The organism is Mariniluteicoccus endophyticus (assembly GCF_054780035.1).
Map to the genome: position 1 here is coordinate 70,923 of NZ_BAAGXC010000020.1, position 26,871 is coordinate 97,793.

The following is a 26,871-nucleotide window of genomic DNA, read 5'->3' on the forward strand; positions in this document are numbered from 1 at the left end:
CGCGCCCGCTCAGCCGCGGAACTCGGGCTGGCGCTGCTCGGGCCCCGGCTGCTGGGGTCCGTTGTTGTTCCACACCGGCGTGGGCGGCGGGACCATCGCGAGGATGCGCTCGACGACCTGGACCGGGTTGATGTTGTCGGCCACAGCGTCGAAGCCCAACACCAGGCGGTGAGCCATGACGTCCTTGGCGACGGCCTGGACGTCGGTCGGCAGCACGTAGTCACGACCGTGGATGAGCGCCAGGGCCCGGGACGCAGCCACCAGGCCCAGCGTCGCACGCGGCGAGCAGCCGATCTGGATGACCGACGTGAGGTCGGGCATGTTGAACTCGGCCGGCGTGCGGGTGGCGAGAACCAGCCGCACGATGTATTCGGCGACGAGGTTGTGGACGAACACGTCGGAGGCCATCTGCTGCAGCTGCAGCACCAGGTCGGGGTTGAGAACCGGGCGGGCCTCGGGCGGCGTCACTGACATGCGGCGCAGGATCTCGAACTCCTCGTTGCCGCGCGGGTAGGGCACGTCGACCTTCACCAAGAAGCGGTCGCGCTGGGCCTCGGGCAGCGGGTAGACGCCCTCCGACTCGACCGGGTTCTGGGTCGCGATCACGATGAACGGCTTCGGCGCCGGGTAGGTCTGGCCACCGATGGAGACCTGCTTCTCGGCCATGAGCTCGAGCATCGCCGACTGGACCTTGGCCGGGGCGCGGTTGATCTCGTCGGCGAGGACGAAGTTCACGAAGACCGGGCCGAGCTCGATGTCGAACTTCTCCTGGCTCGCCGAGTAGATGCGCGTGCCGACGATGTCGGAAGGGACGAGGTCGGGGGTGAACTGGACGCGGGCGAAGTCACCGCCGACGACCGTCGCGAACGAGCGGACGGCGAGGGTCTTCGCGACGCCCGGCACGCCCTCCAGCAGACAGTGTCCCTTCGCGAGGAGGGCGACCATGAGCTGTTCGACCATGTGCTCCTGGCCCACGATGACCCGCTGGACCTGCGCGATCGCCTCGCCGAGGAGACGCGAGGCCTCCTGCGGGTCGAGGGACCGCCGCGATTCGGGTTCGCTCACGCAAATTCTCCTGTGGCTCGGTGGTTGCGGGCCCACCCTACCCAAGGACTCGGGTCGCACCAGCACTGCACGCCTTGCTGCGGCCATCCGGGCGTGTCCGCGATGGGGCACAATGGGCGTACGCCTGCACCAGCGGGCGACCTGCGCCGAGCAGGGCCGCACGACCAAGGAACGCATGAGCGCACAGGACACGAGCCCGGACGCCGGCTTCGGCGTACCCGTGACCCCGCTCCTGCCCGAGGACCCGCCGCGCATCGGCGACTACTGGCTCGACGGCGTCCACCACCGCCGAGTTTCCGGCGCCGCCTACCTGGCCCACGGCGACGGCGCCCCCCACCTCACGCGCGACACCGTCGCCGAGTCCGGGGCGTACGTGCTGCTGGTGCAGCTATCCCGTGGCGCCGCGGGCGACAAGGCGGCGCGCGACCGGTTCTCGGGCCTGGTCAACGCCATGCACATCGACGACGTGGCGGCCCGCGGCGGCCACGAGCAGGACCAGGGCCGTCTCGGGCGCAAGTTCCGACCCGAGACCGACGACCCCGTTCACCCCGACGACGACGTCCCCCTCGCGCCGTGGGTCGCGCTCGCGCTGGACGGTCCCGGCGAGCGGATTCCCGAGGCCGCCGTCGGCCTCCTCACCGAGGTCGACCTCACGCTCACCGAGCAGCACGGCACGCCGTCGGGCCCGGACTTCCGACTCCACTGGGCCGAGATGGGCCGTCCCGGCCTCAACCGGGTCTGGCCGCTGCCCTGGCCTGGCCGCTACGACAGGGCCGGCTGGATGTCGATCCTCGTGTCGTGGCTGCTGATGATGCTCCTGGCCACGCTGTTCGTGCTGCTGGCGGTGTGGGTCTTCCACGACGAGCCGCCGCAGAGCCCGCCGCCACAGGGCGGCCAGGGCAGCGGCACCTCGACGTCCAGCTCGACTGCCAGCTCGAGCTCCTCGTCGAGCGCGTCCCCGTCGCCCCAGTCGGGTTCGCCGTCGCCCCAGTCGGGTTCGCCGTCCCCCCAGTCGGCCTCCCCCACCCCCACGAGCGGCTCGCCCACCCCAGAGTCCAGCGGCAGGCCCAACGGCGGCTCGCCCACTCCCCCGTCGAAGATGTGATCGACCCGATGGACTCCATCCCCCAGCTCGTGGTCTCCGACCTCGACGGCACCTTCCTGATGCCCGACGGCACCGTCAGCGACACCAGCCGCGACGTGCTCGCCCGGGCGCGCGACGCCGGGCTGCGCGTCGTCTTTGCCACCGGCCGGCCCCCGCGGTGGCTGCAGGTCCTCGAGGGCCTGCCGATGGTCGACCCGTACGTGGTGGCGAGCAACGGGGCCCTGCTGTGGGACCTGGCCGCCGGCGAGGCCGTACGCCGCCACGATGTGCCGGGCGAGATCGCGCTCGAGGTCGTGGCCGAGTTGCTCAGCGCCCTCGGCGACGTCACCTTCGCCGTCGAGCAGGGCCTGCGGTTCGGATTCGAGCCTGCGTACCAGTGGGGCCTGACGCGCGCCGAGACCGAGGGCGACCAGCGCTTCTTCTGTGCCCCCGTCGACGAGTTGTGTGCCGAGCCGTTCGTCAAGCTCCTGGTCCAGTGCCGCTCGCGTGACGCCGAGACCCTCGCAGCCCTCGCCGCGCCAGTGGTCGGCGACCGACTGACCGTCACCCACAGCGCGTTCGACGGTCTCGGCCTGCTCGAGGTCAGCGCACCGGGCGTCACGAAGGCCGCCATGCTCGACGAGTACGCCACCTCTCTCGGCATCGCCCCCTCGTCGGTCGCGGCGTTCGGCGACATGCCCAACGACCTCGACATGCTGCGCTGGGCGGGTCACCCCCACGTCATGGAGGTGGCCCACCCCGCGCTGGACGGCCTCGAGGCGGTCCGCATCGGTTCCAACGCTTCGTCGGCCGTGGCCGCTACCATCGCAACGTGGCTGACGTGAGGTCCCTCCTCCAGCGACGGCACCTGCGGGTGCTGTGGCTCCTGGTGCCGCTGGCGGCTTCCCTGTTCGGGGCGAGCAACTGGGGTGCCCACAACTGGTGGAACCCACCGATGGAAGACCTCATGGTCTACCGGCGGGCCGCCTCGGCACTGCTGGCGGGCCGTGACCCCTACGAGCTGGTCAACTCGTTCCCGTTCATCTACCCGCCATTCGCCGCGATCCTGTCACTTGTCCTGGCGCCGATGTCCGAGTCGTTCATGAAGATCGCCTGGGCGTGGGTCAACGTCGTCGCCCTGTCGATGGTGCTGCGTCGGCTGGGGCTCGACGGCTGGAGGCTCGCCGTCGTCTGCGCCGCCATCCTGTCGACGCTCGCCCCGTTCACCTACACGCTGGCCCTCGGCCAGCTCGGCATCGTGCTCATGGCCATGTGCCTCCTCGACGCCCTCGACGGCGACCCGCGCGCGGCGACCTGGGCGCGGTCTCGCCCCCGCTGGCTGCCCACCGGCGTCCTCGTCGGCCTGGCCGCCGGCATCAAGCTCACTCCCGCGGTGTTCCTGATCCTGTTCTGGCTCGTCGGTCGGCGCCGCGACGCGGTCGTGGGCGTCCTCACCTTCCTCACCACGGTCGCCATCGGCTTCATCGGGCTGTTCGGCCCGGCGCTCGGCTACTGGACCCGCCTGACCCAGGGCGACTCCGGCGCCAACCCCGACGCCTTCGGCTGGCTGTTCAACCAATCGATCCTGTCCGGCTGGCAGCGCTTCTACACCGTCGACCGATCCGCCGGCGGCCTGGTCATCTCTGTGGTCGTGGTTCTGGTCGCGCTCGTCGCCGCCTTGCGCTGCGTACGCCACGGAAACCCGTGGCTCGCCGTCGGCGTCCTCGGCCTCGCCTCGTCGCTCGCCAACCCGATCGCTTGGGTCCACCACATGACCTGGATCGTCCCGCTCGCGATCGGCGCCTGGCAGGGTGGCGCACCGGCGGTCGTCCGCGGGCTGGCGTTCCTGTCGGCGGCGTGGTGGCACTGGGAGCCGTTCGCCCGCCTCCCCGGCGCCCCCTGGGCCCAGGCCGAGCAGTACGCGTACTCGGTCAACGACAAGCTCCTCGCCGCTGGCGGCGCGATCGTGTGCGGGCTGATGGTGCTGCTCGCCGCAGTCTGGCCGTGGCGTACGCCGGCGGCGCCGGGGCCCAGGCCCGTCGGCGAGCTCGCCTCGCCCGCCGAGGTGCCGCTGGTCGTCGACGAGCGCGACAGCGACCACGCCTGAGACGGTGCGCCGTGTGGGGCTTGAACCCACGACCCAGGGATTATGAGTGCTCCCGGTTTAACCCTTGTGCGACAGGCCCATATGCCGGGGATTCACCCATCCTTGAAACGTCGAGTCCCCGTCTGTTAATCAGGGCCCGCGTCGGGCGTGTCGCTGCCCCGTTTGTAACGATTCTGCGCCCGCGGATCACAGACGTCGAGTCGGCCCTGACAGACCTCGTACGCGAGTCGCATACGACGTCCGCGGGCCGCGGATCCGAGCCCGGCGAGGCCGTGATCTTCGTCGTCCACCATGACGAGCATGACCCACACGACCCCGCCGACCGACCACCTCGACCCCCGCTGGCAGACCGCGCTAGAGGCGTACCGAGCCCACCTCGACGACGCCGGCCGCAAGCCCCAGACCTGGCAGACCCACACCGCCTACCTACGGAACCTCGCACGCACCCACCACGACCCCTGGCACGTCACCGCAGCCGACCTCACCGCGTGGGAGAGCTCGGCCGGGTACCGCACCACCCGAGCCCTGCGCGCCGCCGTGCGGAGCTTCTACGCGTGGGCGCACCGGACTGGGCAGACCGCGACAAACCCCGCGCTCGAGGCGTTCCCCGCCGACCGGCTCGCCGGCGTACGCGCCCACGCCCGCAACGCCGACCGTCTCGCGTACGAGCTCCCGCCCCGGTGGGCCGGCCACGTCGACACCTACGCCGTGTTCCTGGCCGCGGCCGGCCGACGCCCGGGCACGATCCGACAGCACCGCGCCCACCTAGGCATGCTCGCCGCGATCCACCCCGACCCGACCACGATCACCGAACGCGACCTACTCGCCTACCTCGCGGGCAAGGACTGGGCGCCCGAGACCCGCAAGGCCGCGCGGTCGGTCCTGCGGTCGTTCTTCGCGTGGGCGGCCGGGCGTGGCGGGCTGCTCGACGTCGACCCGGCGGCCGAGCTCCCCTCGGTCCGCGTGCCCGCCGGCGTACCGCACCCGACCCCCACCGACGTCCTCGAGGCCGCGCTCGAGCGCGCCGACGACAAGGGACGGCTGATGCTGCTACTCGGCGCGTACGCCGGTCTGCGGCGTGCGGAGATCGCCGCCGTCCATCCGGCCCGCGACGTGACCGACGGGGCGCTACGCGTCGTCGGGAAGGGCGGACGCGCGCGCCTGGTGCCGCTGCACCCGCGGGTCGCGGCGGCGATCGACGACGAGCTCGCACGCCGCCGGCAGGGCACGCCGGGGACGGGGTTCCGGTACGCGGCCGCGGCCACCGCAGACGGCTACCTGTTCCCCGGCGTCGGGCCCGGCACGCACGTCCAGCCGGGCGCGGTCGGGAAGACGCTCGCGGACCTGCTCGGGGAGCACTGGACAGCCCACGGGCTGCGACACCGGTTCGCCACGCGCGCGTACGCCGGGACACGCGACCTGCGGGCCGTGCAGACGCTCCTAGGGCACTCGCAGCCCGAGACGACCGCCCGCTACACCGCGGTCCCTGACGGGGCGCTCACGGCCGCCGTGCTGGCCGTCTGACCGGGGCGCCGACATGCGACAGCCGACCGCGCCCACCTGGGCCACCGACAGCCACCACGACGACGAGGCCGGCGGGTGGATCCACACCGCAGACCTACCCGCCGGCGACGTCACCGTCCAGCTCACCGCATGGGCCGACGACCACGACCTGGCCCTCGACACGATCACCGTCACCGTGGACGGCACGATCCCCGCCGACCCCGTCGGCCTGCTGCGGGTGGCCGACGCGCTCGCACGCGCCGCCTGCCACCTGCACTAGTTGGCGGGCCCGAAGTTGTAGTTCTGGACCCGGATGCCCCCGAGCACTTCGGCGCCACGAGCCAGGCAGCAGACGGCGGCGAACTGGGGTACCAGTTCCGGCTTCTCAGTGAGGAACTGCTGAACTCGTGCAGCGACGTCTTCTGAAGCCACGGTCCCGCCGTTGAACTCGACGCGACCGCCCTCCGCGATCTGCTGCCGAAGCTGCGCCGCCAGGACTTCGGTAGCCAGCTCGCGGCCACGGTACTCGTCGACGGTGACGTCCACGGTGATGGTGACGCGCTGGGAGATCTGTTCGTTGGCCATTTCGTTCCCTCTCGTGGGGGCGGGCGCGTTTCGCCCGTAATCGGTCCCTGTAGCTCGAATTGTGTCGAAAGAGAGAGAGAACGGACAGGCCCGGGGTGTCCGGGGAGCGCGTCGACGTATAAAAAACCGGGTCAGGTCCGACGAGATCCGACGTTCGACGACCCGCAGTCGAGGCAGACCGGTCGCTGCGCTGCGCCGTTGCAGTGGGCGCAGACGGATCGCAGGTTGTCAGGGTGGTCGTTGCCGCCGTCGTCGGCCGGGGTGATGTGGTGGACAACCGTCGCGGTGCCGGTGCAGCCGTCGCCGTTGAGCTGGCACGCGTGGTTGTCGCGGTCGAGGATCAGCCGTCGGAGTGTGCGCCATCGTCGGGTGCCGTGGCAGGTGAGCCAGGGGCCGGGGTTGGCGAGGACGTCGTCGAGGGTGTGTTCGGGGATGGTGAGGGGGCGCGGGGCGGGGTGGACTTCGGGTCGGGGGGTGGTGCGGTCGCGTCCGGGGCCGTAGGTCTTGCGGCAGGTCGGGCAGTACGCCTGTCGGGTGGTGCCGGTGGTGCCGTCGCTGCGCTGGTACTTGTAGGCGTACACGTTGGCGGCGGGGGTGTTGCAGCGCGGGCAGTTGCGGAAGGTGTGCACGGGGTTTCCTCTCGGGTCAGGTGAACAGTCGTAGGCCGCGGAGCTGTCGCGTGGTGCCGGCGATGAGGCTGGCCGGGGCGAGTAGTTGGTCGAGGTCGACGGGGCGGATCGTGAGGTCGTCGGGGAGATGGTCACGGAGCCATGCGGCTTGGTGGGGGTGGGTGAGCACGGGGCCGATGATGGTGAGGCGGTGGCCGCGGTGGGTGCCGGCGGGGTCGCGGCATGCGGCGGGTGCGGGGCGGGCGTGCGCGAGGCGTACGCGCACGGCGGCGAGGGCGTCGCCCCAGACGCGCTGGCTGGGCGCGTAGATCGTGCGGAGGGCGTCGCGGGTGGGGACGGCGTAGAACCCGCAGGAACAGCCGGGGTGGGGTGGTGCGTGGTCGGGGTTGCGCGTGCACTCGGCGGTGTGGGTGGTGTTCCAGTAGGGCCGGGCGCGCGTGGTGGCGGCGAGGGTTGAACGGGAGCCCCATCCGTCGGTGCGGAGTGCTTCGAGGCGCCAGCCGGTGAACGTCTCACGCATGCTGTGTCCTCGTCGTGGTGGGTGTGCCTGGGCCCCGGGCAAGGCGTGCGACCGTTCACGTCCTGCCCGGGGCCTCGAGGTCTTCCGCTAGTGGCCGAGCGAGTCGGCTACGTATCGGGAGTAGGCCGCGGCTTCGCGGGCGGCCTGGGTGTGGGTGGCGCCCATGCGCTGCAGCATGGCGGCGTGGGCGCGCTCGAGGTCGAGGTCGAGCGCGGCCGCGCGGTGGCGGAACTGCACGCCTTGCATGCCGGACGTCTTGAGCCGGGAGTGCACGACGCGTTCCGCTGGGCCGACGACGTTGATCGCGGCTTCGACGAGGTCGCGGACGTGCTCGGGCACGCGGCCGGGGTTGGCCTCGAGCAGGCCGTGCAGGTAGGCCGCAGGGGCGGCGACGGCGCACCGGGTGACGGTGGCGTGGTCGTCGGGCTTGACGTACAGCAGGAGCGCGGCGACGGCGGCGGTCACGATCGGCGCGGTCGGGCCGCCCTCGACGCGGGTGGCGGGCTCGGGCGGCAGGGTCAGCCCGTAGAAGTCGACGTAGCTGGTCACGAGACCGTCACCACCTGCACCGCGCCGGCGACGAGGTTCCGGCCACGGCCGTAGCGCAGGAACGCGATCAGCTTGCCGAGTCGGTCGGGCTCGGTCGCGACGAGGTCGAACGGCTCGGTTGCCTGCACGAGGACGGCGCCGGCCGCGATCACGTACGCCGTGCCGGCCGGGCATCCAGCGGTGGGCAGGATCTCGGGCCGGTCGCCGGCGGCGACGTTGTCGGCGGCGTACGCGCGGACGATCTTGGGCCGGTCCTCGGGGTCGCAGACGATCAGGTCGGGCACGCCCCACGCGCCGCCGGCGGCGGCCTCGGCGGCGGCGAAGTCAGGCGCGGTCGGCGCACCGTCCGCGATGTCGGCCAGGATCGCGGTCTCGAGCTTCACGTCGACCTGGGCGCGAAACAGCGCCTCGAGGTGCGAGGCGATGCCGGGCGCGTAGTCGAGCTGGGCCGCCTCGTTCACGAGCAGCGCGGCGGTGTGCCAGCCCGACGTGTCGCCGTCAACGGTCACCGCGACGGACTGCAGCTCGGTCCCACGCGGCGGGTCGAGGACCGCGTCGGGCAGGGTGCCGGTGTGCGGCACCATGTCCCGGGCGGTCATCTCCTTGACGGCATAGCGGGCGAGGAACTGCGCGCGGGCGGGCACCCGGCCGGGCGTCACGCCGGTCCCGATCGCGCCGGAGAGGTCGGCCCACGCGGCGGCCCGCAGGTTGGCGACGAGCTCGCGGTGCTGGCGGTAGCGCGCGAGCCGGTCCGCGGCCGCGTCGCGGTCCCTCGAGGCGTGCGAGCCGGCGGCCGTGATGAGGTCGTGGCCGTAGGCGTGCTGGCCGTCGGCGTACGGGTCGGTGCTCGCCGCGATCTGCTCGAGGGCCGCGACGGCTTCCGCGGCCTGGATCGCCCGGTTCGTCCGCTCGGGGCGGCCGATCCCGGGCGCGGTCACCGACTCGGCCAGGGCACGGGCCCCGGACGTCAGCTCACGCGCGGATGCCGCGTCGACGGAATCGCTGGTGACGGTGGTGAGCTCTTCACGCTTGCTGGTGCTCATGGTTTCTTCCTTCGTGGATCGTCTGGTTTCGGTGCGTCGGCCGGGACCACCCAGCGCTCCGCGATCTTGTCTGAACCGGGGATGCGCTTGACGAGGTGCCGGGCGGATCCCTTGGCGTACCCGTGGATCTCTTCCCACTCAGCCAAACTGATGTACGGCGCTGCCCCCAACACTTCGGCCCGAAGTCGTGCGCTACCACACGACTTGAGCCGGGCAGCAGCTTCGAACAGCGGGGCGACGTTGGTCCGCGGGTCGCGCTCGAGCTGGGCGAACGCCTCACTTCGTAGGGCGTCGACCACCACCTGGACCGGCAGATACACCCCGCACACGTCGATGACAGGTCCGCTCACGGCAACCACCCCGGACGATGCGGGAAGATCTCCCGCGGACGAGGCAGCGTCGCCAGGCGCAGGTTCGCCCACCCACGCGCCGCAGCCGCGACCAGCCGTAGATCGTCCGAGCTCGTCCACACCGGCTCGAGGGCTTCGACCGCCTCGAGCACGCGATCGACGTCGTCGACACCGGCGAGTTCGCAGCACGCACGGCACAGCAGACGAGGCGGCGACGGGACGTCACGGTTCACCTTCACGCCGGCGGCGACCCGCGGCCGCGAGCCGACAAGCACCGCGCCGCAGTGCCAGCAGACGCCGCCGCCGGTCCTCACCGACCACTTCCCGGCCCCGCTCACTGCAGCCCCTTCCGCAGTTCACGACAAAGACGGCCGGGGTCAGGCGGGGGCGTCTGTAGCTCGAACTCGTGCGGCAGGTCGACGCCCTTGTGGATCGCCCGGTCGTGCTGGGCCCGCTCACGGTTGCAGATCCCACACCGCGGGCCGGTCGTCGACGACTTCCCGCCGCTGGGCGTGGCGGTCCGGTTCTGCGCCCAAGTCATGGCGAGCGGCGTGCGGGCCTTCGGATCGGCCGCGGCGGCGTACCCGGCCGCGAGCGCGGCGGGGACGCTCAGCCCGTCGTTGACGAGCTGGCGCAACGCCTTGCACGTGCCGGCCTGGTCCCATACGGGGTCATGGCCCTGTCGGTCCCGTTCGGTGCAGACGAGGAACGCGAGGGCGCGGATCTCCTGATCGAGGACGTCCATCATCATTCACCGCCCCTGGCGGAGTGCTGCGCGTCCCGGACAAGGCCGACGCCGGCGGCGCGCGCGTGCGCGCCCCCTTGATGATGAATCTCTTGTAGTTCCTCTCTTGGGTTGGCACTGGTACCACCTTGACGGCGGTCAATTGCCATGTTGACGGGGTCGGATTGCCATGTTGACGTGCCAGTCTGACCGGCACCCGTACCCACTTGATCGCCCGGGGTTTGCCCGACACCCGTGCCACCTTGACGGTCACTCGTCTGTCCGGCATCCACGCCGCCTTGACGCGGGATCGACAGCCGGTACTTCGTCGCCTGCGGTGTGGCTGCCCCGCGGCCCCGTCCTCGGGCGACTACCTCGAGCCACCCCCCGTCGACCAACGAGCCCAGCGCTCGGCCGGCCACTTCGGGTGAGACGTCGACGCGACGCCCAGCGGTGGCGTACGACAAGAAGAATTCACCCGTTCTGCCGTTCGCGTACCGCGCCACCACACCGGCGACCGCGTAGACCGTGGACACCGCGACGACCTTTGCCGGGTTGCCCTTCGCGGTGGTGCGCGCGGTTGGCCAGGGCGGGCGTGGGGTCTCGCAACCGCAGTGGGGGTCACGGGTGCCGGGAGTGAGGGCGAGCCCGCACGCCGCACAGGGGGCGTCGACCAGCCGGCGCAGCCACTCGAGTGGGCGGGTCGTCATGTTGCCACCCCCCGGCGCGTGACCGGCCACCTGTCGGGGGTCCGCCCTATGGTGGAACCGCAGTCGTCGTACTGCGGTGTGCGGGGAATCCTCATGGGCGCCCGGGATGGGGTGGAAGCCTCCCGGGCGCTTCGCGTGTTCGGAGTCACGAGGCCGCCCCCAGACGCTTGCTCGGGGGTGCGGGCGTCGACTTCTTCGCTGCGCGGGCCTTCTTGGCTGCCAGGCTCATGCGGAGCATATGGGCCCGCATGAGCTGGTCGACTCGGTACTCGATCTCGTCGGACGACAGGTCGGGATGCTGCTCGCGGATCTCGGCCTCGAGCTTGGCGCGCCGCCCGCGGCGCGCTGCTGCAGTGGCTGCCGTGCGGTCGGGGGTGTTCGCCCACCTCACGCGGGCAGCGATCTCACCGGCGATGGACTGGTTCGAGCGTGTTGACTTGGTTCCCACTGGATGCTCTTTTCGGGCAGGTCTCAGCGGTGACGCCCCGCAGGTCACGTCACCCCAAGCCCCGTTGCATCCAGCAGCCCAACGAGAGGCCCGGCACTTCCCCGCTGCCGCGGGGCGCCGATCACGTACAAGGGTACGCACAAAGGTGTGCGAGTCAACCGGCGCCGATTTTGGCTAGGCGTGCATGGCTGCCTCAAGGTAAGCCGCAGCGTGGTCGTCAACGGATGGTGCACGACCGTCGCGCGTGAGGCGAGCGACCAGTCGATCGATGGCGGCTCGCGAGAGTCGCAAGCGCGTGTGGGCCGGGCCGTGCTCCACCATCACGGCGGGGACCAAGACGACGTGTTCCAGTCGAAGCATCCGTACCTGGGTGGCGCCGCGCAATCCGCTGGCGACGCACTTCGGACACCGCCACGCCAGCAGGTGCCCGTCGATCCACACGAGCTCTTGACCGTCGAGCGTTTCCGGCCGAAGATCCACGTCCGCGAACGCGGGCGACGTGTCCAACCGGCCCAGATGGTGCCCCTCGGGACAGAGCAGCGTGACCCGCTGGGTGGTTCGGTGCTCGGTGCCGCGCTGCTCGAGGCCCGTCATAGCCGGTCCCCGATCCCCATACGACGGTGCGCGTCACGGGCCCTCTCGTCTGCGGCGGACGCGGCATAGCGGCCGACCATCTCCCGCGAGCGCCACCCGGCCAGCCGCATGAGGTCGTTCTCTTGCCCGCCCTCGGCCAACCAGAGGTGCGCGAACGTGTGGCGGAAGCGGTGAGGGTGGACGTTCGGCACGCCGGCGTCTGCTGCTCGGCGCTCGAGCATCTGGCGTACGCCCGAATCGGACATGGGGCCCTTCTTGCCGAGCCACAGCGCGTCCCGGTCCGCCTGGGGGTGGGACCGGCGGAACCGCAGATAGCGGCGCAGCGCGTCGGCCGTCTTCGCGCCGAACGGGCACGCACGACCGCGTCCGCCCTTGCCCACGACGTGGGCCACCATCTGGTCGGAGTCGACGTCGTCGAGGGTCAACCCGGCCAGTTCGCCGGCTCGCATGCCGGTGTCGATGAACAGGCGCATGATCGCGAGGTCTCGACGGTTCTCGAAGGTGTTGCCCTTGCACGTCGCGAGCAGCTTCGTGAGGTCTTCCACCGACAGCACGGGCACCGGTTGCTCGGGGACGTGGGGCGCCTGCATGCGCTCCATGGGCGATCGCGGGATCTCACCGTCGTCGGCCAGCCAGCGGAAGAGCTGCTGCAGGGACCGGTAGTGCTTGGCGACGGTGGCCGGGGCGACCTTGGCCTGCATGTCGGCTAGATAGTGCTCGACGTGCTCGCGGGCGACGGCGTTCGCCCCGGTCGGCATGCCCTGGGCCACGAGGTAGGCGACGAAGGTGCGGGCGACGTTCAGGTACGAGTTGATAGTGCCGGCGGACCGGCCCTTGGCCCGAAGGTGAATCTGCCAGTCGGGCAGCAGCGCCGCGAGGTCGTCCGGGGCGACCGGGACGACCTTCGCGGGGGTCTTTTGAGTGCTCACGAGAGTGAGGATACTCGGCTGTTCGACCTCTGTGCGGGAGTGAGTACTCGCGTATTCCCTTGTCGTGCGCCGTGTGGGGCTTGAACCCACGACCCAGGGATTATGAGTCCCCTGCTCTGACCGGCTGAGCTAACGGCGCCTGCGCTGCATCGTAGCCCGGCCAGCCACCCGGCGGGTGTCAGCGCGAGCGGTAGACCTGTCCCGGCGCGGGCTGGCCGAGCAACTCGGACATCGTGACCAGCGTGTAGCCCTGCGCCTTCAGCCCGCGGATGATGCCCGGCGCGGCGTCGACGGTCGTGCCGTGGAGGTCGTGCATGAGCACGACCGCGCCGGGACGCACGTCGTGGAGCACGCGATCGGTGACGGTGGCGGCGTTGCGGTCGCGCCAATCGTAGGGGTCAACGCTCCACAGCGCCACGCCCATGCCCATGTCGGCGGAAGCCTGCTGGACGGTGGTCGAGGTGGCACCACCGGGCGGCCGCATCCACACCGGGCGCCGGCCCGTCAGGCGCTGGATCTTGTCGCTGGTCGGGTTCAGCTCGTTGCGCACACCCTGGTAGCTCATCGACGACAGCGTGCCGTGATGGGTGGTGTGGTTGCCGATCTCCATGCCCATCGACGCGGCGCGCGAGACCGTCGGGCCGCGCGAGTCGACCATGTCACCGACGACGAAGAAGGTGGCCTTCACGCCCTCGCGGCCCAGCGTGTCGAGCAGGCGCGACGTGTGGGACGACGGGCCGTCGTCGTAGGTAAGCGCCACGCACCTGGCCACGCGGCAGTCGACCCCGGTCACGATGCCGCGGTCGCTGCGCCAGGTGATCGTGCCGTGCTCGAAGCGCTGGTCGCAGATGCGTCCGCCACCCTCGGTGCGACACGCCTCGCCGCCCGTGGGATAGCCGTAGCGCCCGGCCTCCCAGCCCGAGTCGCGCCAGTGGTCGAAGATCGCCCCGAAGACGGGATGGGCGCCGGTCGCGGGCGAGTAGTAGATCGCGCCGCCCTGGAAGTACTGGAAGCAGCCGCTGTTGCGGATGATGCAACGCTCGCCCTCGACCGGATAGGCCAGCGGGGAGCGCTCCCAGCCCATCGACTCCCAGCGGTCCCGGATCAGGCCCCACACCGGGTGGGCGCCGCTGGCCGGGGACCAGTAGATCGAACCTCCCTGGAAGTGGTTGAAGCAGCCGCCGTCGCGGAACCCGCAGCGCTCGTCGGTGGTCGGGTAGCGCAATGGCGAGTTCTCCCAGCGCATCGTGCCCCAGCGCTCCTGGATGGCGCCGCGCACCCAGTGGGCGCCGGCGGCCTGCTGCCAGTACATGGCGCCCCGCTGGAAGTTCTGGTAGCAGCCACGGTCACGCAGGCCGCACACCTCCGGCCCGGTCGGGTCGCCCATCGCGCTGCGGGCCCCGGCACGCCAGGCGTCGCCGATCGCCCCGCCCACGTCGTAGGCGTGGGCCGCCGCCGGACAGACGAAGGTCAGGGCCAGGACGAGGGCGCACAGGACGCGCGCGAGGGTACGCATGGTTCCTCCGGGGGGTCGCGGTGCGGGAATCGTAGCGTCCGCAGGCTCCCCGGGCGGTGACGCCGACGTGATTCTCAGCCGAGGAGGTCGGCCAGGCCCTCCAGCCACCGTGCGACGCCCTCGGGCCCGTCGACCTCGACGTCGGCCAGCGCGGCGAGCGCGTCCTGCTCGGGAGAGGCCGAACGCACGAGCACGCCCGGAACGCCCCGGCCACGCAGCTCGCGGACCTTCTCGAACGCGGGCACGTCCCCCAGGTCGTCGCCGGCGTACACCACCGCGCGTACGCCGCGCTCGGCGACGAGCGCCTCGAGCGCCTGACCCTTGTCCATGCCCGCCGCCCGGACCTCCAGCACGTGGCGGCCGGGCTCCAGGTGCAGGCCGAGCCGCTGCGCGGCCTCGGCGACCGGGCCCTGCACGTCGCGCTGCGCCGCCGCTGGGTCGGGTGCTGTGCGCGTGTGGACGGCCAGGGCGCGCCCCTTGTCCTCGAGGTAGAGCCCTGGGTGCCCGGCGTCCACCAGCAGGCCGGGCAGCTCGGCGCGCAGCCGCGCGATCGCCTCCGGCGGCTCCGGCTCGGTGTAGGTGTCGGTCGCCGCGTCCCACCGCTCGACGCCGTACTGGCCCAGCACGACCAGGTGGTCCAGGGCCTCAGCCCGGTCGAGACCACCGAGCCGCACGGCGGTGCGGGTGGGGCGACCGGTGATGATGGCCAGCGTCCCAACGAGGCGTCCCAGCCGACCCAGCACGTCGATGGTCGCCGGCAGCGCGTACGCCTGATCCGGGTCGTCGACGATCGGTGCGGTCACGCCGTCGAAGTCAAGGGCCACCATCGCGTGGTCGGGGTCGGCCACCAGTGCCCGGACCGCGGCGCGTCCCTCGTCGGTGCGGGCAAGGTCTGCGTACGCATCGCTCATGCCGCCCACCCTAGGAGGCGGGGTGTCCCGAGAAATGTCGACCTCTAGACTTGGCCCCCGGAGGCGATCCCATGTCCAAGACCAGCAAGCCCGAGAACAAGCGCGCATCCTTCGTCGTGGTGGCCAACCGGCTGCCCGTCGACCGGGTGGAGCTCCCGGACGGGAGCGTCGACTGGCGCACGTCCCCCGGCGGTCTGGTGACCGCGCTCGAGCCGGTGATGAAGGCCCAAGAGGGCGCCTGGGTCGGCTGGCACGGCGCAGCCGACGAGACTCTGGAGCCGTTCACCGACGACGGGATCTACCTAGTCCCGGTGCCGCTGTCGGCCGAGGATGTCACCGACTACTACGAGGGCTTCTCCAACGCCACGCTGTGGCCGCTCTACCACGACGGCGTGGCCTTCCCCGAGTTCCACCGCGAGTGGTGGGACGCGTACGTGAATGTCAACCGCCGGTTCGCCGAGAGCGCCGCCGAGGCTGCCGACCAAGGCGCCACGGTGTGGGTTCAGGACTACCAGCTCCAGCTTGTGCCGCAAATGCTGCGCGAGCTGCGCCCCGACGTGACCATCGGCTTCTTCCTGCACATCCCCTTCCCACCCGTCGAGCTGTTCGCCCAGCTGCCGTGGCGCCGCCAGATCATCGAGGGCCTGCTCGGCGCCGACCTCATCGGCTTCCAGCTGCCGGGTGGGGCCCAGAACTTCGTACGCCTCGTCCGCCAGCGCCTGCGCCACGAGACCCACCGCGACACCGTCAGGCTCCCCGACGGGCGCACGGCGGTGGCCCGGGCGTACCCCATCTCGATCAACGCCGACGGGTTCCAGAAGCTGGCGCAGAAGCCGGAGGTCAAGGAGCGCGCCGCGCAGATCCGGCGCGACCTCGGCGACCCGAAGCACGTTTTCCTCGGCATCGACCGCCTCGACTACACCAAGGGCATCAAGCAACGGCTGCGCGCCTTCGGCGAGCTCGTCGCCGAGGGACGTGTCGACGCCGAGGACGCGGTGTTCCTGCAGGTCGCCACCCCCTCCCGCGAGCGAGTGGAGGAATACAAGCGGCTGCGTGACGAGATCGACCGTCTCGTCGGCCAGATCAACGGAGACTCGGGCCGCATCGGGCGCCCGCCGATCACCTACCTGCACGCGTCGTTCCCGCGCGAGGAGATGGCCGCGATGTATTCGGCAGCCGACATCATGGTCGTCACTCCCCTGCGCGACGGCATGAACCTCGTCGCGAAGGAGTTCATCGCCTGCCGCTCCGGCAACGACGGCGCGTTGGTGCTCAGCGAGTTCACCGGCGCCGCGTACGAGCTGAAGCAGGCCTACAAGATCAACCCCTACGACATCAACGACATCAAGGACACCCTGGTGCAGGCGGTCGAGGACACCCCGGCGAACCACCGCCGTCGCATGAAGGCCCTGCGCAGGCAGGTCTTCGACAACGACATCGACCGGTGGGCGTCGCGCTTCCTCAACGACCTCGCCGCCAAGGGGTGAGGGGCGCAGAGAACGAGTGAGGGGCCGGAAGCGATGCTTCCGGCCCCTGTCTGCTCCTCCAACTGGACTCGAACCAGTAACCCTTCGATTAACAGTCGAATGCTCTGCCAATTGAGCTATGGAGGACCGCGTCCACGAGGTGGCGCGAGCAGAAACATTAGCAACTGCCCCGGGGCTCCGCAAGTCGGCCGATCCTCCCGGTGCCCGACGTGGTGCGCGCCCCGCCTTGGGGGGAGCTGATACCGTCCCGAGGTCGAGGCACGTGGTCGAGAGAGGGAAGCGATGACCTGGGTGAGAAGGATCGCGCTTGCGCTGGTCTATGCGATCCCGCCCCTTTTCGCGGCGGTGTACGCGGGCGCGACGGGCATCAAGGACGGCCAGTTCTACCCGTGGCGTCCAATCATGCTCGACCTGGACGTCTACATCCGCACCGGTGAGCGCGTCCTCGCCGGCCAGCCGTTCTACGCCGTCCCGGGCGACCAGTTCCCGTTCATCTACCCGCCGATCGCCGCGGTCATGTCCGCGCCGCTCGCGCTGCTCGACACCCACCCGATGCAGGTCGTCTGGCTGCTGCTGAACGCCCTCATCGTCATGGCGTGCGTCCATCGTCTGCGCTTCACGGGCTGGCAGCTGTCGCTCGTCTCCGTCGCGGCCCTGTGGCTCATCCAGCCCATTCGAGTCACGCTCGGCTTCGGCCAGGTCAACCTCGTGCTGCTGATGCTGGTGTTCCTCGACCTGATGCCCGGTCCGCGCCTGCTGGGCCGCAGGTTCCTCCCCGAGGGCTGGATGACCGGCGTCGCCACCGCCATCAAGCTCACCCCGCTCATCTTCAGCCTCTACCTGTTCTGCGTCGGCAAGGTCCGCGCGGGCCTCGTGTCGCTGGCCTCCACGGCCGCGGCGACCATCCTGGGCTTCATCCTGCTCCCGTCGTCGTCGGTCCAGTTCTGGAGCCGGCTCATCGCCGGCGACTCCGGCTTCAACGTCTCGATGAAGTACTACGCGAACCAGTCGATGATCGGCAACTACATCCGGTTCACCAAGCTCAACCCCGACAAGATCCCCCTCGAGGGCATGCTGCTGGCCTGCATCGTGGGCGGACTGGGGCTGCTCGCGGCGATCCTGTGGCACCGTCAGGGCCACCACGGCTTCGGCCTGTGCCTGGCCGCGTTCGCCGGCCTGTTCATGTCGCCGATCTCCTGGAGCCACCATTTCGTGTGGGTGCTGCCGCTGGTGATCATCCTGCTCCGTGACACGCGGCTGCCGGACTTCCTGCGCTTCGTCGGCCTCGGCTTCTGCCTGTGGGTGATGTGGGCACCGTTCGACGAGTTCATCGACGGACAGAACGAGTTCGAGTGGCCGCTGCCGATGCTGCTCATCGACGCCGGGTCGCTCATCATCGGCACCGCGTTCTTCATCCTCGCCGCCGGCATGGCCATCGCCCAGCGGCGTCGCCTCGGCATGACCTGGCTGCCGCTGACGTTCCGTGCCGAGGAGGCCGTCCCGGCCCCCGCCTCGGTCGGTCCCCCAGGCGAGCACGACACCCCCGGGCGCGACGCCGCGCGCGCCTGACCTGTCAGGAATACTCGGCGCGCAGCTCGGCCAGGCGGGCGTCGAGGAGGGCGTTCACCTCGTCGGTGTTCGGCGTGCCCCGGCCCCGGCGTACGCGCCACACGACCTCGTCGCCATCTGGAGCACGCCGAGCGCTCACCACTCCGCCCTCACGCGTGCCCTCGATGGGCACATGCTCCTCGAGCAGGATGGTCGCTTCCACCCTCTCACGAAAGATCTCCGGCAGCTGCCCGGGCGAGTCCAGACGTACGCTCCCCCGCCGGCCGTCGGACAGGGCCCACGTGAGCGACGACGCCTGGGCGTTGAACCCGCCGCGCTCGATCGTGTGCCACGGCACCACGACCCACTGGGGCGCCCCGTCGTTGTGGGCCAGCGCGTCGGTCTGGGCCACGCACCAGCCCGTCCCCGTCTCCTCGGCCCCCAGGACGCGGGCGGACGCGCGCAGGCCCACCGACACCCGGGCGCGCGTCAGGTCGCGCTCGTCCTGCGGGTCGAGGCGGGGGTGGCGGCGGAACAGTCCCATGGGACGAAGGATAGTGGGGTCGCCCCACCTATGCCGCGGTGCCGGCCTCGAGCAGCTCGGTCCCCAGGACCGCCCCGGAGCGCAGCCGCTCGATGCCGGACCGCTCACGTTTGCGCACCCAGGCCCGTGACCGGGACAACCGTGCGGCGACCTCGGTCACGGTGCACGGCTCGTCGCCGAGCAACCCGTGCCGAAGAGCCAGCACCTGACGCTCGTCCTCGGGCAGCGCGTCGAGGATCCCCGGTCGCGGCGCGAGGGCCTCGAGGACCGCGGCGAACGCGGCTTGGGCGCGTGGGTCGGGACGTTCGACGGTGCGGCCCTCCTCGTCGACGAGGCTGACCGGAGGGGAGTGCTCCAGCGCCGCCGCGACCGAGTCCACTGGGCGGCCGATCTCGGCGGCCACCTCCGCCGACGTCGCGGGCCGCCCCAGGTCGGCCGAGAGGCGCTCGGCGGTGACCAGCGCCAGCCGGCGCAGCTCGGCACCGTGCGTGGTGAGGTGGAGCTGGCCGCAGCGGCGGAGCACCGCCTTTCCGATGTGGGAACGGATCCAGCGCAGGGCATAGGTCGCGAACCGCCACTCGAGCGTGTGGTCAAACCGGTCGACGGCCATGACGAGCCCGACGGCCCCCTCCTGGAACAGCTCTTCCTCCGGCAGCGGCCAGCGGCGCACGGTGAGACGCACCTCGCGCCGCACGAGCCGCAGGTTGGCCTCGACGAACCGGCGGCGCGCCTCCTCGCCCCGGCGTACGACCTCCTCGAGTTCGGCGACCGTCGTCCCCGCCGGCACCGCACCGGTGTCGAGGAGGTGACGGGCATAGGTGGCGGCCTCCAGCCAGCGGCTGAGGTCGATCTCGTCGTCATGGGTGAGCAGCGGTTCGTCGAGGACCAGGTTCTCCATGGGTGGAAGCCTCGCCGCCGACCGGTCCTCCCCCGGGCCCGGCCGGCCGGTTGTGGGTGACGACCGACGGACAACACCGATCCTGTGGACGGCGTCACAGGGTCAGCGCTCGTTGGCCCCCAGCGTCGCGATCTGGAGGGCCTTGCGGGCCTGCTCGAGCGTCAGCAGCTCGGAGAACATCGAGTTGTACTCCGCCTGGTGGTCGACGGGGTTGGTGCGCTGGAGCCGGGACTTCAGGTCTGCGATGCGCCGGTTGGTCGTCAACAGCCGCAGCTTGGCCGCGTACGCCGCCGCGTACGCCTCGTCGGGGACGTGCAGGAACTGCTCGACGGCGAGTGCGACGACGAGCTGGGGCACTGTCTCGCCGGGCGCGGCCTCGCGTACGCGCTGGCTCCACTCGGCGTCGGAGTCCTGGCTCTGGGCGGCGCGGCAGGCGGCGAAGACGGCCGCGTACGCCGGGTGGGTGAAGTCGTCGGGGGTGATGTCGTACCAGGTGGCGGTGAACAGGTCGGGACGCTGGACCATGAGCTTGGCGGTGTCGCGCTCGACCTCCAGCCCGCGCTGGCGCGGGATCGGCATGGGCAGGTCGCCGCTGGGGCGCCGCTCCGGCTCGGGTGCGCGCACCTCGACGGACTCGGCGGCGCGGGCGCCGCGTCGGCTCGCGGCCGAGACCTCGCGGCGGACCTCGTCGAGGTCCATGCCGAGCATGCCGGCCAGCTCGCGGGCGTAGCCGGAGACCAGCGAGGTGTCGCGGATCGAGCCGACCAGGGGTGCCGCGGCACGCAGGGCCTGCAGGCGGCCGTCGGCGCGGTCGAGGTCGTAGCGCTGCAGCACGTTCGCCATCACGAAGCGGTACAGGGGGACGCGGCGGGCAACGAGCTCGCGGACCGCCGCGTCGCCGTGCTGGAGCCGGAGGTCGCACGGGTCGAGCCCGCTGGGCTCGACCGCGACGTAGGTCTGGGCGATGAAGTTCTGGTCGCCGTCGAAGACCTTCAGCGCGGCCTTCTGACCGGCGGCGTCGCCGTCGAAGGTGAAGATCACCTCGCCGTTGAACGCGTCGCCGCCCATGAGCCGCTGCAGCATGCGGGCGTGGTCGTCGCCGAAGGCGGTGCCGCAGCTCGCGACTGCGGTGTCGACCCCCGCCAGGTGGGCCGCCATGACGTCGGTGTAGCCCTCGACGACGACGGCCTGGGACTTCTTGCCGATCTGCTGACGCGCCAGGTCGAGGCCATAGAGCACGTGGGACTTCTTGTAGACCACGGTCTCGGGGGTGTTCATGTATTTCGCCGGGACGCGGTCGTCGTCGTAGATGCGTCGCCCGCCGAACCCGACAACCTGCTTCGACGCGTCACGGATCGGCCACAGCAGGCGGCCGCGGAAGAAGTCGTAACCGGCCTCGCGGATGAGGCCCGCCTTCACCAGGTCGCCGTCGGAGAAGCCCTTGCCGCGCAGCATGTTCATGAGCACGCGGCCGCCGCGCGGGGCATAGCCGACGCCGAATTGCTCGGCCGCCTCACGGTCAAAGCCGCGCTGGTCGAGGAACTGTCGCCCCACGAGGGCGTCAGGGGTGGCGAGCTGGGCGGCGTAGAACTCGGCGGCGAGCTGGTTGACCTCGAGGATCCTCGTACGCAAGCCCGGCTCGACGCGCGGGCCGCCGTCGCCGTCCTCGTAGCGCAGCACGACGCCGACGCGGTCGGCGAGGTTCTCGACGGCCTCGACGAACGAGAGGTTGTCGTGCTTCTGCAAGAACGTGATGGCATCGCCGCCCTCGCCGCAGCCGAAGCAGTAGTAGAAGCCCTTGGCTGGTGTGACCTGGAAGCTCGGGGTCTTCTCGTCGTGGAACGGGCACAGGCCCTTCAACGACCCACTGCCGGCGTTCTTGAGCGCCACGACCGAGCCGACGACCTCGTCGATGCGTGCGCGCGAGCGCACCTCCGCGATGTCCTCGTCCCTGATCCGGCCTGCCACGTGGGCAGTGTACGCGGGCTAAGGTGATGCGTCGTGACGACTGCTCTCGACCACCGCCTGGCCATCGCGCTGGTGGGTCTCGTCCTGCTCGCCGTGGCGGTCTCGGTGGTGACGCGGCTGCGGCTGGAGAGGCAGGTGGTCGTCGCCGCCCTCCGCGCGACCGTCCAGCTGGCTGTCGTCTCGCTGCTCATCACCGCCGCGCTGACCCATCTGGTGTGGGCGGCGGCGTTCGTCGCGCTCATGTTCGCCGTGGCCGTGTGGACGTCGGCTACCCGCTGCGACGTACGCCGGTGCTGGCCCTGGGTGGCGGTTGCCATGGCCGCCGGCATCCTGCCGGTGCTCGCGCTCGTGTTCGTGTCGGGCACCTCACCGCTCAACGGTGCCGCGCTGGTGCCGATCGCGGGCATCATCATCGGCAACACCATGACCGGTCACACGCTGCTCGCCCGACGCGAGTTCGCCGCGCTGCGCGACGCCATCGGCGAGTACGAGGCCGCCCTGTCGATCGGGCTGACCCGCACCCAGGCCATGGCCGAGATCACCGCCCCCGTCCGCGCCGAGGCGCTGGTGCCCAACCTCGACTCGACCCGCACCGTCGGTCTGGTGACGCTGCCCGGCGCGTTCGTCGGCGTCCTCCTCGGCGGGGGCGACCCGCTGCAGGCCGGCGCCGCCCAGCTGCTGGTGCTGCTCGGCATCCTCGCCACCCAGTTCGTCTGCGTCGCCGTCGCCCACCGGCTCGTCGCCGCCGGGAAGATCCTCCCGGCGGACCTGCGCGACCAGCTGCACCCCTGAGAGGATCGCCGGCAGACCGCAGGAGGACCTGTCGGTCGGCTGGCTGGAGAGGGAGATCCCGGCTGGTAGGCGATCCCCGTGGCCTGCGGGTCAACTGAACGGGATCAGTGCCGATCGATGCCCTGCGGCAGCTGGTCCTCGGGCCAGTCGAGGACGCGTACGGCTGTGTCGAACGCGTAGCGGTCGGTCATGCCGCCGATCCAGGTCACTGCCGCCCGCACGGCCTCCGGCGTGCCGGGATCGGCCGCGACGTCCCACGGCATCTGGGCGGGATGGGCCCCGAAGTGCTCGACGAGCGCCTGGAGGATCTTCACCACGGCCTTCGCCTGGCCCACGGCCTCGGGCCTTGTGTAGATGCGCTCGTAGTTGAACGTCCGCAGCCCCGCGAGGGCCCGGAACACGTCGGGGTCCATGCAGACCTCACCCTGGTCGCGTACGCCGCGGATGACCGCCCGCACGAACGTGTGGAGCTGTTCTCGGCGTGTACGCCCGCACACCTGCGCGACCTCCTCCGGGAGGTCGGAGGCCTTCACGATGCCGGCATGGATGGCGTCCTCGAGGTCGTGGGCGCAGTAGGCGATGCGGTCGGCCCACGACACGATCTCGCCCTCGATGGTCATGGGGGCGGGACGCGACCACGAGTGGTTGCGGATGCCGTCCAGGGTCTCGACGCACAGGTTCAGCGGCGTGAGCACCACGTCGGCACCCCACGGCCCGTGGTCGTAGCCCTCGGGGATGAACGCGTCGAAGGCGTCCTCCGACGCGTGCCCGCCGGGGCCGTGGCCGCAGTCGTGGCCCAGCGCGATCGCGTCAGCCAGCGCGACGTTGACGCCGATGCCGCGGGCAATGGATGAGGCGACCTGGGCGACCTCGAGTGCGTGCGTCAGGCGTGTCCGCTCGTGGTCGCTGGGATGGACGACGACCTGCGTCTTGCCGGCCAGGCGCCGGAAGGCCGTCGAGTGGACGATGCGGTCGCGGTCACGCTCGAAGCAGGTGCGCTCGAGGTCGGGCTCCTCCTTGCGGGCACGGTTCCCGGCACCCCGCGCGAGCGTGGCTCCCGGGGTCAGCGTGGCCGCCTCGCGCTCCTCGCGCTCCTCCCGCCCGAGCACCTGGCCGAGGCGTACAGAGGTGTGGGAGTCGCGGTGGGCGCGGACCGCGTCCCCAGTCCGGGCGTGACCGGACGTGGTGGTGGCCCACTGCTGGGCACGGGGCAGCAGGGCGTCGAACTGGTCGGGCACGGTGCCCACACTAGGCGGTGCCGGGCCGAGCGTGCATCAGCCGCCGGAGGCGTCGCTCTCGGCGGCCGACAGGTCGCTGTCGAGGCCGCACGTGTCGTCGAGCCAGCCCTCGGGCATCACGATCCTGTGGCGCGGCGAGCCCTGTCGGCCGCGGGGGCGGCCGAGCTCGCGCACGGGGTAGGGCTGATCGGCGTCGAGCTGGGCGAGCCAGCCGTCGAGCTCGTCGAGGCTCGAGACCATCGCCAGACCACGGCGCAGGTCGCCGCCGACGGGGAAACCCTTGAAGTACCAGGCCATGTGCTTGCGCAGGTCGGTCAGCCCGCGCTGCTCCCCCATGACCCCGGCCAGCAGCTCGCCGTGGCGGCGCACGATCGCGGCCACCTCGCCGAGCGTGGGCAGGGCGCGCGCGTCCGAGCCGGCGAAGCGGTCGGCCAGGTCGCGGAACAGCCAGGGCCGACCGAGGCAGCCGCGGCCGACGACGACGCCCCCGCAGCCGGTGTGCTCGACCATGCGTACTGCGTCCTCGGCCTCCCAGATGTCGCCGTTGCCCAGTACGGGGATGTCGACGGCCTCGACCAGCTCGGCGATGGAGTCCCAGTCGGCGTGGCCCGCGTACGCCTGCTCGACCGTGCGCCCGTGCAACGCGATCGCCGCGCAGCCAGACTCTTGGGCGATGCGGCCGGCGTCGAGGAACGTGAGGTGGTCGGCGTCGATGCCCTTTCGGGTCTTCATGGTGACCGGGACGCCGTAGCGGTCGCCGGCCTTCACCGTGGCCTCCAGGATCGCTCGGAGCCGATCGCGCTTCCACGGGAGGACGCCGCCACCGCCCTTGCGGGTCACCTTCGGAACGGGACAGCCGAAGTTCAGGTCGACGTGGGCCACGCCGAACTCGTTGCACAGGATCTCGGTGGCCTCGCCCATGACCTTCGGGTCGACGCCGTAGAGCTGTACGCTGCGTACGGTCTCGCCCGGGTCGAAGGCCAGCATGGCCAACGACTTGTGGTCGCGCTCGACCAGTCCGCGGGAGGTGATCATCTCACACACGTACAGCCCGGCCCCCTGCTCGCGGCAGAGCTGGCGGTAGGCGGCGTTGGTCACGCCGGCCATCGGAGCGAGAACCACCGGGGTGTCGACGACGACCGCGTCGGGCCGCGAGGGCGCGGACAGTCGCAGCGGCGGCGTCAGCATGGTGGAGGTCGTCGGGAGCACCGGACGAGTGTACGCGCAACCCCCGCGCGGGTTAACTGCTCGCATCCTTTGTCGACACATTGTTGAACAATCCGGTCATCTCTTGTTTGTTCACGAGAAACCTCCGCCTCCCCTTCCGTTCGGCAGGGAGGGACATGCTCACAGGGTGAGCACGGGAGTTTCCACCCGGCGGCGCCGGTCAGGTGGCCCCCGCATCGACCTGCGCGAGGCGCTGCTGGCGGTCGCCCTGCTGGCCCCCAACCTGCTACTCCTGACACTGTTCACCTATCGCCCGCTGATCGACAACATCCGGCTGTCGTTCTTCGACTGGAACATCTCCTCGGCGTACGCCACGCCCATCGGCATCGAGAACTACGTGGAGTGGGCCTCCCGACCCGACACGTGGCAGGTCGTCGGCAACACCGCGATCTTCACCCTCGCGACCGTCGCCGGCTCCATGGCTCTGGGACTGGCCCTGGCGATGCTGCTCGACCAGAAGCTCATAGGTCGCTCGGCCGTCCGTTCGCTGGTCTTCGCCCCGTTCGTCATCTCGGGCGCGGCGATCGGCGTCGCCTTCCAGTTCGTCTTCGACCCGTCCTTCGGCCTCGTCCAGGACATCCTCGGCCGGCTGGGCCAGAAGGCTCCGGACTTCTACCAGAACAGTTCGTGGGCCCTGTTCATGGTGACCGCGACCTACATCTGGAAGAACGTCGGCTACGTGTTCGTCATCTACCTCGCCGCGCTGCAGGGCCGCCGGGCCGAGCTCGACGAGGCCGCCGAGATCGACGGAACCTCCGCCGTACGCCGCTTCTTCCGCGTCACGCTGCCCCAGCTGAGACCCACGACGTTCTTCCTGTCGGTCACGGTGCTGCTCAACTCGGTCCAGGTCTTCGACATCATCAACGTGATGACCCGTGGCGGCCCCTTCGGCACCGGCACGACGACGATGGTCTATCAGGTTTATCAGGAGACCTTCGTCAACACCCGCGCCGGCTACGGCGCCACGGTCGCGACGATCATGTTCCTCGTCCTGCTGGTCATCACACTCGTGCAGGTCCGCCTGCAGGACAGGGAGTCGTGACATGAACGATCGCGGAGCCCTCGGCAAGGCCCTGGGCTACCTGGGCATGCTCGTCACCATCGCGATGGTGGTGGTGCCGCTCTACTTCATCGTCATCACGAGCCTCAAGCGCCGCGAGGACATCTACACCCACCCCGTCACCTGGTTCCCCGACCCGGTGACGTGGGAGAACTACTCCACGGTGTTCACCGAGGTGCCGTTCACCTCCTACCTGATGAACTCGCTCATCATCACGCTCACCCTCACCGCGGCCAAGGTGGTGCTCGGCGTCATGTCGGCGTACGCGCTGTCGTTCCTGCGTTTCCCCGGCCGGACCGTGGTCTTCATCGTCATCATCTCGGCGCTGATGGTGCCCAACCAGATCACCGTGATCTCCAACTACGCGCTGGTCTCCCAGCTCGGCTGGCGCAACACGTTCGTCGGCATCATCATCCCGCTGGCCGGCGTCGCGTTCGGCACCTTCCTGATGCGCAACCACTTCCTGTCGCTGCCCCACGAGGTCATCGAGGCCGCCCGCATGGATGGCGCCGGACCGATGAAGATGCTGTTCCGGGTCGTGCTGCCCATGTCGTGGCCCACGCTCATCGCCTTCACGCTCATCACGCTCGTCAACGAATGGAACGAGTACCTCTGGCCGTTCCTGATGTCGAACGACGAGAAGGTCGCGCCGCTGCCGGTCGGCCTGACCCTGCTGAAGAACAACGAGGGCCTCACCAACTGGGGCCCCGTCATGGCGGGCACCGTCCTGACCATGCTGCCGATCCTGATCGTGTTCCTGCTGCTGCAGCGACACATGATCAAGGGCCTCACCTCCGGTGCGGTCAAGGGCTGACCGCGCCGGAGAGCCACACATCCCTGAC

The 26,871-nt window shown here is 70.8% G+C and carries 28 protein-coding genes, 2 tRNA genes and 1 pseudogene; 10 read left to right on the top strand and 21 right to left on the bottom strand.

What is annotated here, in order from left to right; translation table 11 throughout:
- Positions 1 to 9: 9 nt before the first annotated feature.
- Positions 10 to 1,026 (bottom strand): annotated as a pseudogene (locus ACYVGD_RS09655) (AAA family ATPase); the annotation flags it as partial.
- A gap of 151 nt (positions 1,027 to 1,177) precedes the next feature.
- On the opposite strand from ACYVGD_RS09655, the gene ACYVGD_RS09660 reads away from it, so the two are divergent.
- From ACYVGD_RS09660 to ACYVGD_RS09680, 5 genes are all read left to right on the top strand, one after another.
- Positions 1,178 to 2,170 (top strand): hypothetical protein, encoded by a 993-nt coding sequence (locus ACYVGD_RS09660; RefSeq protein WP_460743214.1) that lies wholly within the window; start codon positions 1,178 to 1,180, stop codon positions 2,168 to 2,170.
- Positions 2,171 to 2,178: 8 nt separating this feature from the next.
- Complete coding sequence (locus tag ACYVGD_RS09665; RefSeq protein WP_460743216.1) at positions 2,179 to 2,994, top strand: HAD family hydrolase; 816 nt, start codon at positions 2,179 to 2,181, stop codon at positions 2,992 to 2,994.
- A complete protein-coding gene (locus ACYVGD_RS09670) occupies positions 2,982 to 4,256 on the top strand; it encodes a glycosyltransferase 87 family protein (protein ID WP_460743218.1) in 1,275 nt (424 codons plus the stop codon). The genes ACYVGD_RS09665 and ACYVGD_RS09670 overlap by 13 nt, the downstream gene beginning before the upstream one ends.
- Before the next feature lie 300 nt (positions 4,257 to 4,556).
- A complete protein-coding gene (locus ACYVGD_RS09675; RefSeq protein WP_460743220.1) occupies positions 4,557 to 5,780 on the top strand; it encodes a tyrosine-type recombinase/integrase in 1,224 nt (407 codons plus the stop codon).
- Between the two features lie 13 nt (positions 5,781 to 5,793).
- On the top strand, positions 5,794 to 6,039 hold the full coding sequence (locus ACYVGD_RS09680) for a hypothetical protein (protein ID WP_460743222.1): 246 nt from the start codon (positions 5,794 to 5,796) through the stop codon (positions 6,037 to 6,039).
- On the opposite strand, the gene ACYVGD_RS09685 is transcribed toward ACYVGD_RS09680, so the two are convergent.
- The 14 genes from ACYVGD_RS09685 to otsB form a co-directional block, all read right to left on the bottom strand.
- Positions 6,036 to 6,344, bottom strand: a complete 309-nt coding sequence (locus tag ACYVGD_RS09685) for a hypothetical protein (protein WP_460743224.1) — start codon at positions 6,342 to 6,344, stop codon at positions 6,036 to 6,038. The two genes, ACYVGD_RS09680 and ACYVGD_RS09685, sit on opposite strands and share 4 nt — an antisense overlap.
- A 131-nt stretch (positions 6,345 to 6,475) precedes the next feature.
- Positions 6,476 to 6,973 (bottom strand): HNH endonuclease, encoded by a 498-nt coding sequence (locus ACYVGD_RS09690; protein WP_460743226.1) that lies wholly within the window; start codon positions 6,971 to 6,973, stop codon positions 6,476 to 6,478.
- A 16-nt stretch (positions 6,974 to 6,989) separates the two neighbouring features.
- Complete coding sequence (locus tag ACYVGD_RS09695) at positions 6,990 to 7,493, bottom strand: hypothetical protein (RefSeq protein ID WP_460743228.1); 504 nt, start codon at positions 7,491 to 7,493, stop codon at positions 6,990 to 6,992.
- 87 nt (positions 7,494 to 7,580) lie between these two features.
- A complete protein-coding gene (locus ACYVGD_RS09700; protein WP_460743230.1) occupies positions 7,581 to 8,042 on the bottom strand; it encodes a hypothetical protein in 462 nt (153 codons plus the stop codon).
- Positions 8,039 to 9,085, bottom strand: coding sequence for a hypothetical protein (locus ACYVGD_RS09705; RefSeq protein ID WP_460743232.1), 1,047 nt, complete (start codon positions 9,083 to 9,085; stop codon positions 8,039 to 8,041). The genes ACYVGD_RS09700 and ACYVGD_RS09705 overlap by 4 nt, the downstream gene beginning before the upstream one ends.
- Positions 9,082 to 9,435, bottom strand: a complete 354-nt coding sequence (locus tag ACYVGD_RS09710; RefSeq protein WP_460743234.1) for a hypothetical protein — start codon at positions 9,433 to 9,435, stop codon at positions 9,082 to 9,084. Before ACYVGD_RS09710 ends, ACYVGD_RS09705 begins: the two co-directional genes overlap by 4 nt.
- Positions 9,432 to 9,773: a hypothetical protein gene (locus tag ACYVGD_RS09715; RefSeq protein ID WP_460743236.1), complete on the bottom strand. Its 342-nt coding sequence runs from the start codon at positions 9,771 to 9,773 to the stop codon at positions 9,432 to 9,434. Before ACYVGD_RS09715 ends, ACYVGD_RS09710 begins: the two co-directional genes overlap by 4 nt.
- The gene (locus tag ACYVGD_RS09720) at positions 9,770 to 10,186 is read right to left on the bottom strand and encodes a hypothetical protein (protein ID WP_460743238.1); all 417 of its coding nucleotides are present in this window, start codon (positions 10,184 to 10,186) and stop codon (positions 9,770 to 9,772) included. The genes ACYVGD_RS09715 and ACYVGD_RS09720 overlap by 4 nt, the downstream gene beginning before the upstream one ends.
- Positions 10,187 to 11,014: 828 nt before the next feature.
- Positions 11,015 to 11,317, bottom strand: a complete 303-nt coding sequence (locus tag ACYVGD_RS09725; RefSeq protein WP_460743240.1) for a hypothetical protein — start codon at positions 11,315 to 11,317, stop codon at positions 11,015 to 11,017.
- Positions 11,318 to 11,491: 174 nt separating this feature from the next.
- A complete protein-coding gene (locus tag ACYVGD_RS09730; RefSeq protein WP_460743242.1) occupies positions 11,492 to 11,911 on the bottom strand; it encodes a hypothetical protein in 420 nt (139 codons plus the stop codon).
- Positions 11,908 to 12,840: a tyrosine-type recombinase/integrase gene (locus ACYVGD_RS09735; protein ID WP_460743244.1), complete on the bottom strand. Its 933-nt coding sequence runs from the start codon at positions 12,838 to 12,840 to the stop codon at positions 11,908 to 11,910. The genes ACYVGD_RS09730 and ACYVGD_RS09735 overlap by 4 nt, the downstream gene beginning before the upstream one ends.
- Positions 12,841 to 12,905: 65 nt before the next feature.
- Positions 12,906 to 12,979 (bottom strand) — tRNA-Ile (locus ACYVGD_RS09740).
- Positions 12,980 to 13,018: 39 nt separating this feature from the next.
- Positions 13,019 to 14,356: a polysaccharide deacetylase family protein gene (locus ACYVGD_RS09745; RefSeq protein ID WP_460743246.1), complete on the bottom strand. Its 1,338-nt coding sequence runs from the start codon at positions 14,354 to 14,356 to the stop codon at positions 13,019 to 13,021.
- Between the two features lie 74 nt (positions 14,357 to 14,430).
- Positions 14,431 to 15,267, bottom strand: coding sequence for a trehalose-phosphatase (gene otsB, locus ACYVGD_RS09750; RefSeq protein WP_460743248.1), 837 nt, complete (start codon positions 15,265 to 15,267; stop codon positions 14,431 to 14,433).
- A gap of 71 nt (positions 15,268 to 15,338) precedes the next feature.
- On the opposite strand from otsB, the gene ACYVGD_RS09755 reads away from it, so the two are divergent.
- On the top strand, positions 15,339 to 16,754 hold the full coding sequence (locus ACYVGD_RS09755; RefSeq protein WP_460743250.1) for an alpha,alpha-trehalose-phosphate synthase (UDP-forming): 1,416 nt from the start codon (positions 15,339 to 15,341) through the stop codon (positions 16,752 to 16,754).
- 53 nt (positions 16,755 to 16,807) lie between these two features.
- On the opposite strand, the gene ACYVGD_RS09760 is transcribed toward ACYVGD_RS09755, so the two are convergent.
- Positions 16,808 to 16,880, bottom strand: a tRNA-Asn gene (locus ACYVGD_RS09760).
- A 156-nt stretch (positions 16,881 to 17,036) separates the two neighbouring features.
- Between ACYVGD_RS09760 and ACYVGD_RS09765 the strand changes: the two genes are divergently transcribed.
- Positions 17,037 to 18,323, top strand: coding sequence for a glycosyltransferase 87 family protein (locus ACYVGD_RS09765; protein ID WP_460743252.1), 1,287 nt, complete (start codon positions 17,037 to 17,039; stop codon positions 18,321 to 18,323).
- A gap of 4 nt (positions 18,324 to 18,327) precedes the next feature.
- On the opposite strand, the gene ACYVGD_RS09770 is transcribed toward ACYVGD_RS09765, so the two are convergent.
- From ACYVGD_RS09770 to dnaG, 3 genes are all read right to left on the bottom strand, one after another.
- A complete protein-coding gene (locus ACYVGD_RS09770; protein ID WP_460743254.1) occupies positions 18,328 to 18,846 on the bottom strand; it encodes a hypothetical protein in 519 nt (172 codons plus the stop codon).
- Between the two features lie 28 nt (positions 18,847 to 18,874).
- Positions 18,875 to 19,744 (bottom strand): sigma-70 family RNA polymerase sigma factor, encoded by an 870-nt coding sequence (locus ACYVGD_RS09775; RefSeq protein ID WP_460743255.1) that lies wholly within the window; start codon positions 19,742 to 19,744, stop codon positions 18,875 to 18,877.
- A gap of 102 nt (positions 19,745 to 19,846) precedes the next feature.
- Positions 19,847 to 21,712 carry a DNA primase gene (gene dnaG / locus ACYVGD_RS09780; protein WP_460743258.1) on the bottom strand — a complete coding sequence of 622 codons (1,866 nt, stop codon included), beginning with the start codon at positions 21,710 to 21,712 and terminating at the stop codon, positions 19,847 to 19,849.
- A gap of 69 nt (positions 21,713 to 21,781) precedes the next feature.
- Here dnaG and ACYVGD_RS09785 point away from each other — a divergent pair, with 69 nt between their 5' ends.
- A complete protein-coding gene (locus tag ACYVGD_RS09785; protein WP_460743401.1) occupies positions 21,782 to 22,504 on the top strand; it encodes an ABC transporter permease in 723 nt (240 codons plus the stop codon).
- Between the two features lie 104 nt (positions 22,505 to 22,608).
- Here the strand turns inward: ACYVGD_RS09785 and ACYVGD_RS09790 are convergent, their stop codons facing one another.
- Positions 22,609 to 23,742: an HD domain-containing protein gene (locus tag ACYVGD_RS09790; protein WP_460743260.1), complete on the bottom strand. Its 1,134-nt coding sequence runs from the start codon at positions 23,740 to 23,742 to the stop codon at positions 22,609 to 22,611.
- A gap of 36 nt (positions 23,743 to 23,778) precedes the next feature.
- Positions 23,779 to 24,930: a tRNA dihydrouridine synthase DusB gene (gene dusB / locus ACYVGD_RS09795; protein WP_460743403.1), complete on the bottom strand. Its 1,152-nt coding sequence runs from the start codon at positions 24,928 to 24,930 to the stop codon at positions 23,779 to 23,781.
- A 166-nt stretch (positions 24,931 to 25,096) separates the two neighbouring features.
- On the opposite strand from dusB, the gene ACYVGD_RS09800 reads away from it, so the two are divergent.
- A complete protein-coding gene (locus ACYVGD_RS09800) occupies positions 25,097 to 26,011 on the top strand; it encodes a carbohydrate ABC transporter permease (RefSeq protein ID WP_460743262.1) in 915 nt (304 codons plus the stop codon).
- Between the two features lies 1 nt (position 26,012).
- Positions 26,013 to 26,843, top strand: coding sequence for a carbohydrate ABC transporter permease (locus tag ACYVGD_RS09805; RefSeq protein WP_460743264.1), 831 nt, complete (start codon positions 26,013 to 26,015; stop codon positions 26,841 to 26,843).
- Positions 26,844 to 26,871: the final 28 nt, after the last annotated feature.

Bases quoted from the DNA above. Each gene is read 5' to 3' on its own strand.
- ACYVGD_RS09660 (WP_460743214.1), top strand. From the start codon at position 1,178: ATGGGCGTACGCCTGCACCAGCGGGCGACCTGCGCCGAGCAGGGCCGC.
- ACYVGD_RS09665 (WP_460743216.1), top strand. From the start codon at position 2,179: ATGGACTCCATCCCCCAGCTCGTGGTCTCCGACCTCGACGGCACCTTC.
- ACYVGD_RS09675 (WP_460743220.1), top strand. From the start codon at position 4,557: ATGACCCACACGACCCCGCCGACCGACCACCTCGACCCCCGCTGGCAG.
- ACYVGD_RS09680 (WP_460743222.1), top strand. From the start codon at position 5,794: ATGCGACAGCCGACCGCGCCCACCTGGGCCACCGACAGCCACCACGAC.
- ACYVGD_RS09685 (WP_460743224.1), bottom strand. From the start codon at position 6,344: ATGGCCAACGAACAGATCTCCCAGCGCGTCACCATCACCGTGGACGTC.
- ACYVGD_RS09695 (WP_460743228.1), bottom strand. From the start codon at position 7,493: ATGCGTGAGACGTTCACCGGCTGGCGCCTCGAAGCACTCCGCACCGAC.
- ACYVGD_RS09705 (WP_460743232.1), bottom strand. From the start codon at position 9,085: ATGAGCACCAGCAAGCGTGAAGAGCTCACCACCGTCACCAGCGATTCC.
- ACYVGD_RS09720 (WP_460743238.1), bottom strand. From the start codon at position 10,186: ATGATGATGGACGTCCTCGATCAGGAGATCCGCGCCCTCGCGTTCCTC.
- ACYVGD_RS09730 (WP_460743242.1), bottom strand. From the start codon at position 11,911: ATGACGGGCCTCGAGCAGCGCGGCACCGAGCACCGAACCACCCAGCGG.
- ACYVGD_RS09745 (WP_460743246.1), bottom strand. From the start codon at position 14,356: ATGCGTACCCTCGCGCGCGTCCTGTGCGCCCTCGTCCTGGCCCTGACC.
- otsB (WP_460743248.1), bottom strand. From the start codon at position 15,267: ATGAGCGATGCGTACGCAGACCTTGCCCGCACCGACGAGGGACGCGCC.
- ACYVGD_RS09755 (WP_460743250.1), top strand. From the start codon at position 15,339: ATGTCCAAGACCAGCAAGCCCGAGAACAAGCGCGCATCCTTCGTCGTG.
- ACYVGD_RS09765 (WP_460743252.1), top strand. From the start codon at position 17,037: ATGACCTGGGTGAGAAGGATCGCGCTTGCGCTGGTCTATGCGATCCCG.
- ACYVGD_RS09770 (WP_460743254.1), bottom strand. From the start codon at position 18,846: ATGGGACTGTTCCGCCGCCACCCCCGCCTCGACCCGCAGGACGAGCGC.
- ACYVGD_RS09775 (WP_460743255.1), bottom strand. From the start codon at position 19,744: ATGGAGAACCTGGTCCTCGACGAACCGCTGCTCACCCATGACGACGAG.
- dusB (WP_460743403.1), bottom strand. From the start codon at position 24,930: ATGCTGACGCCGCCGCTGCGACTGTCCGCGCCCTCGCGGCCCGACGCG.
- ACYVGD_RS09805 (WP_460743264.1), top strand. From the start codon at position 26,013: ATGAACGATCGCGGAGCCCTCGGCAAGGCCCTGGGCTACCTGGGCATG.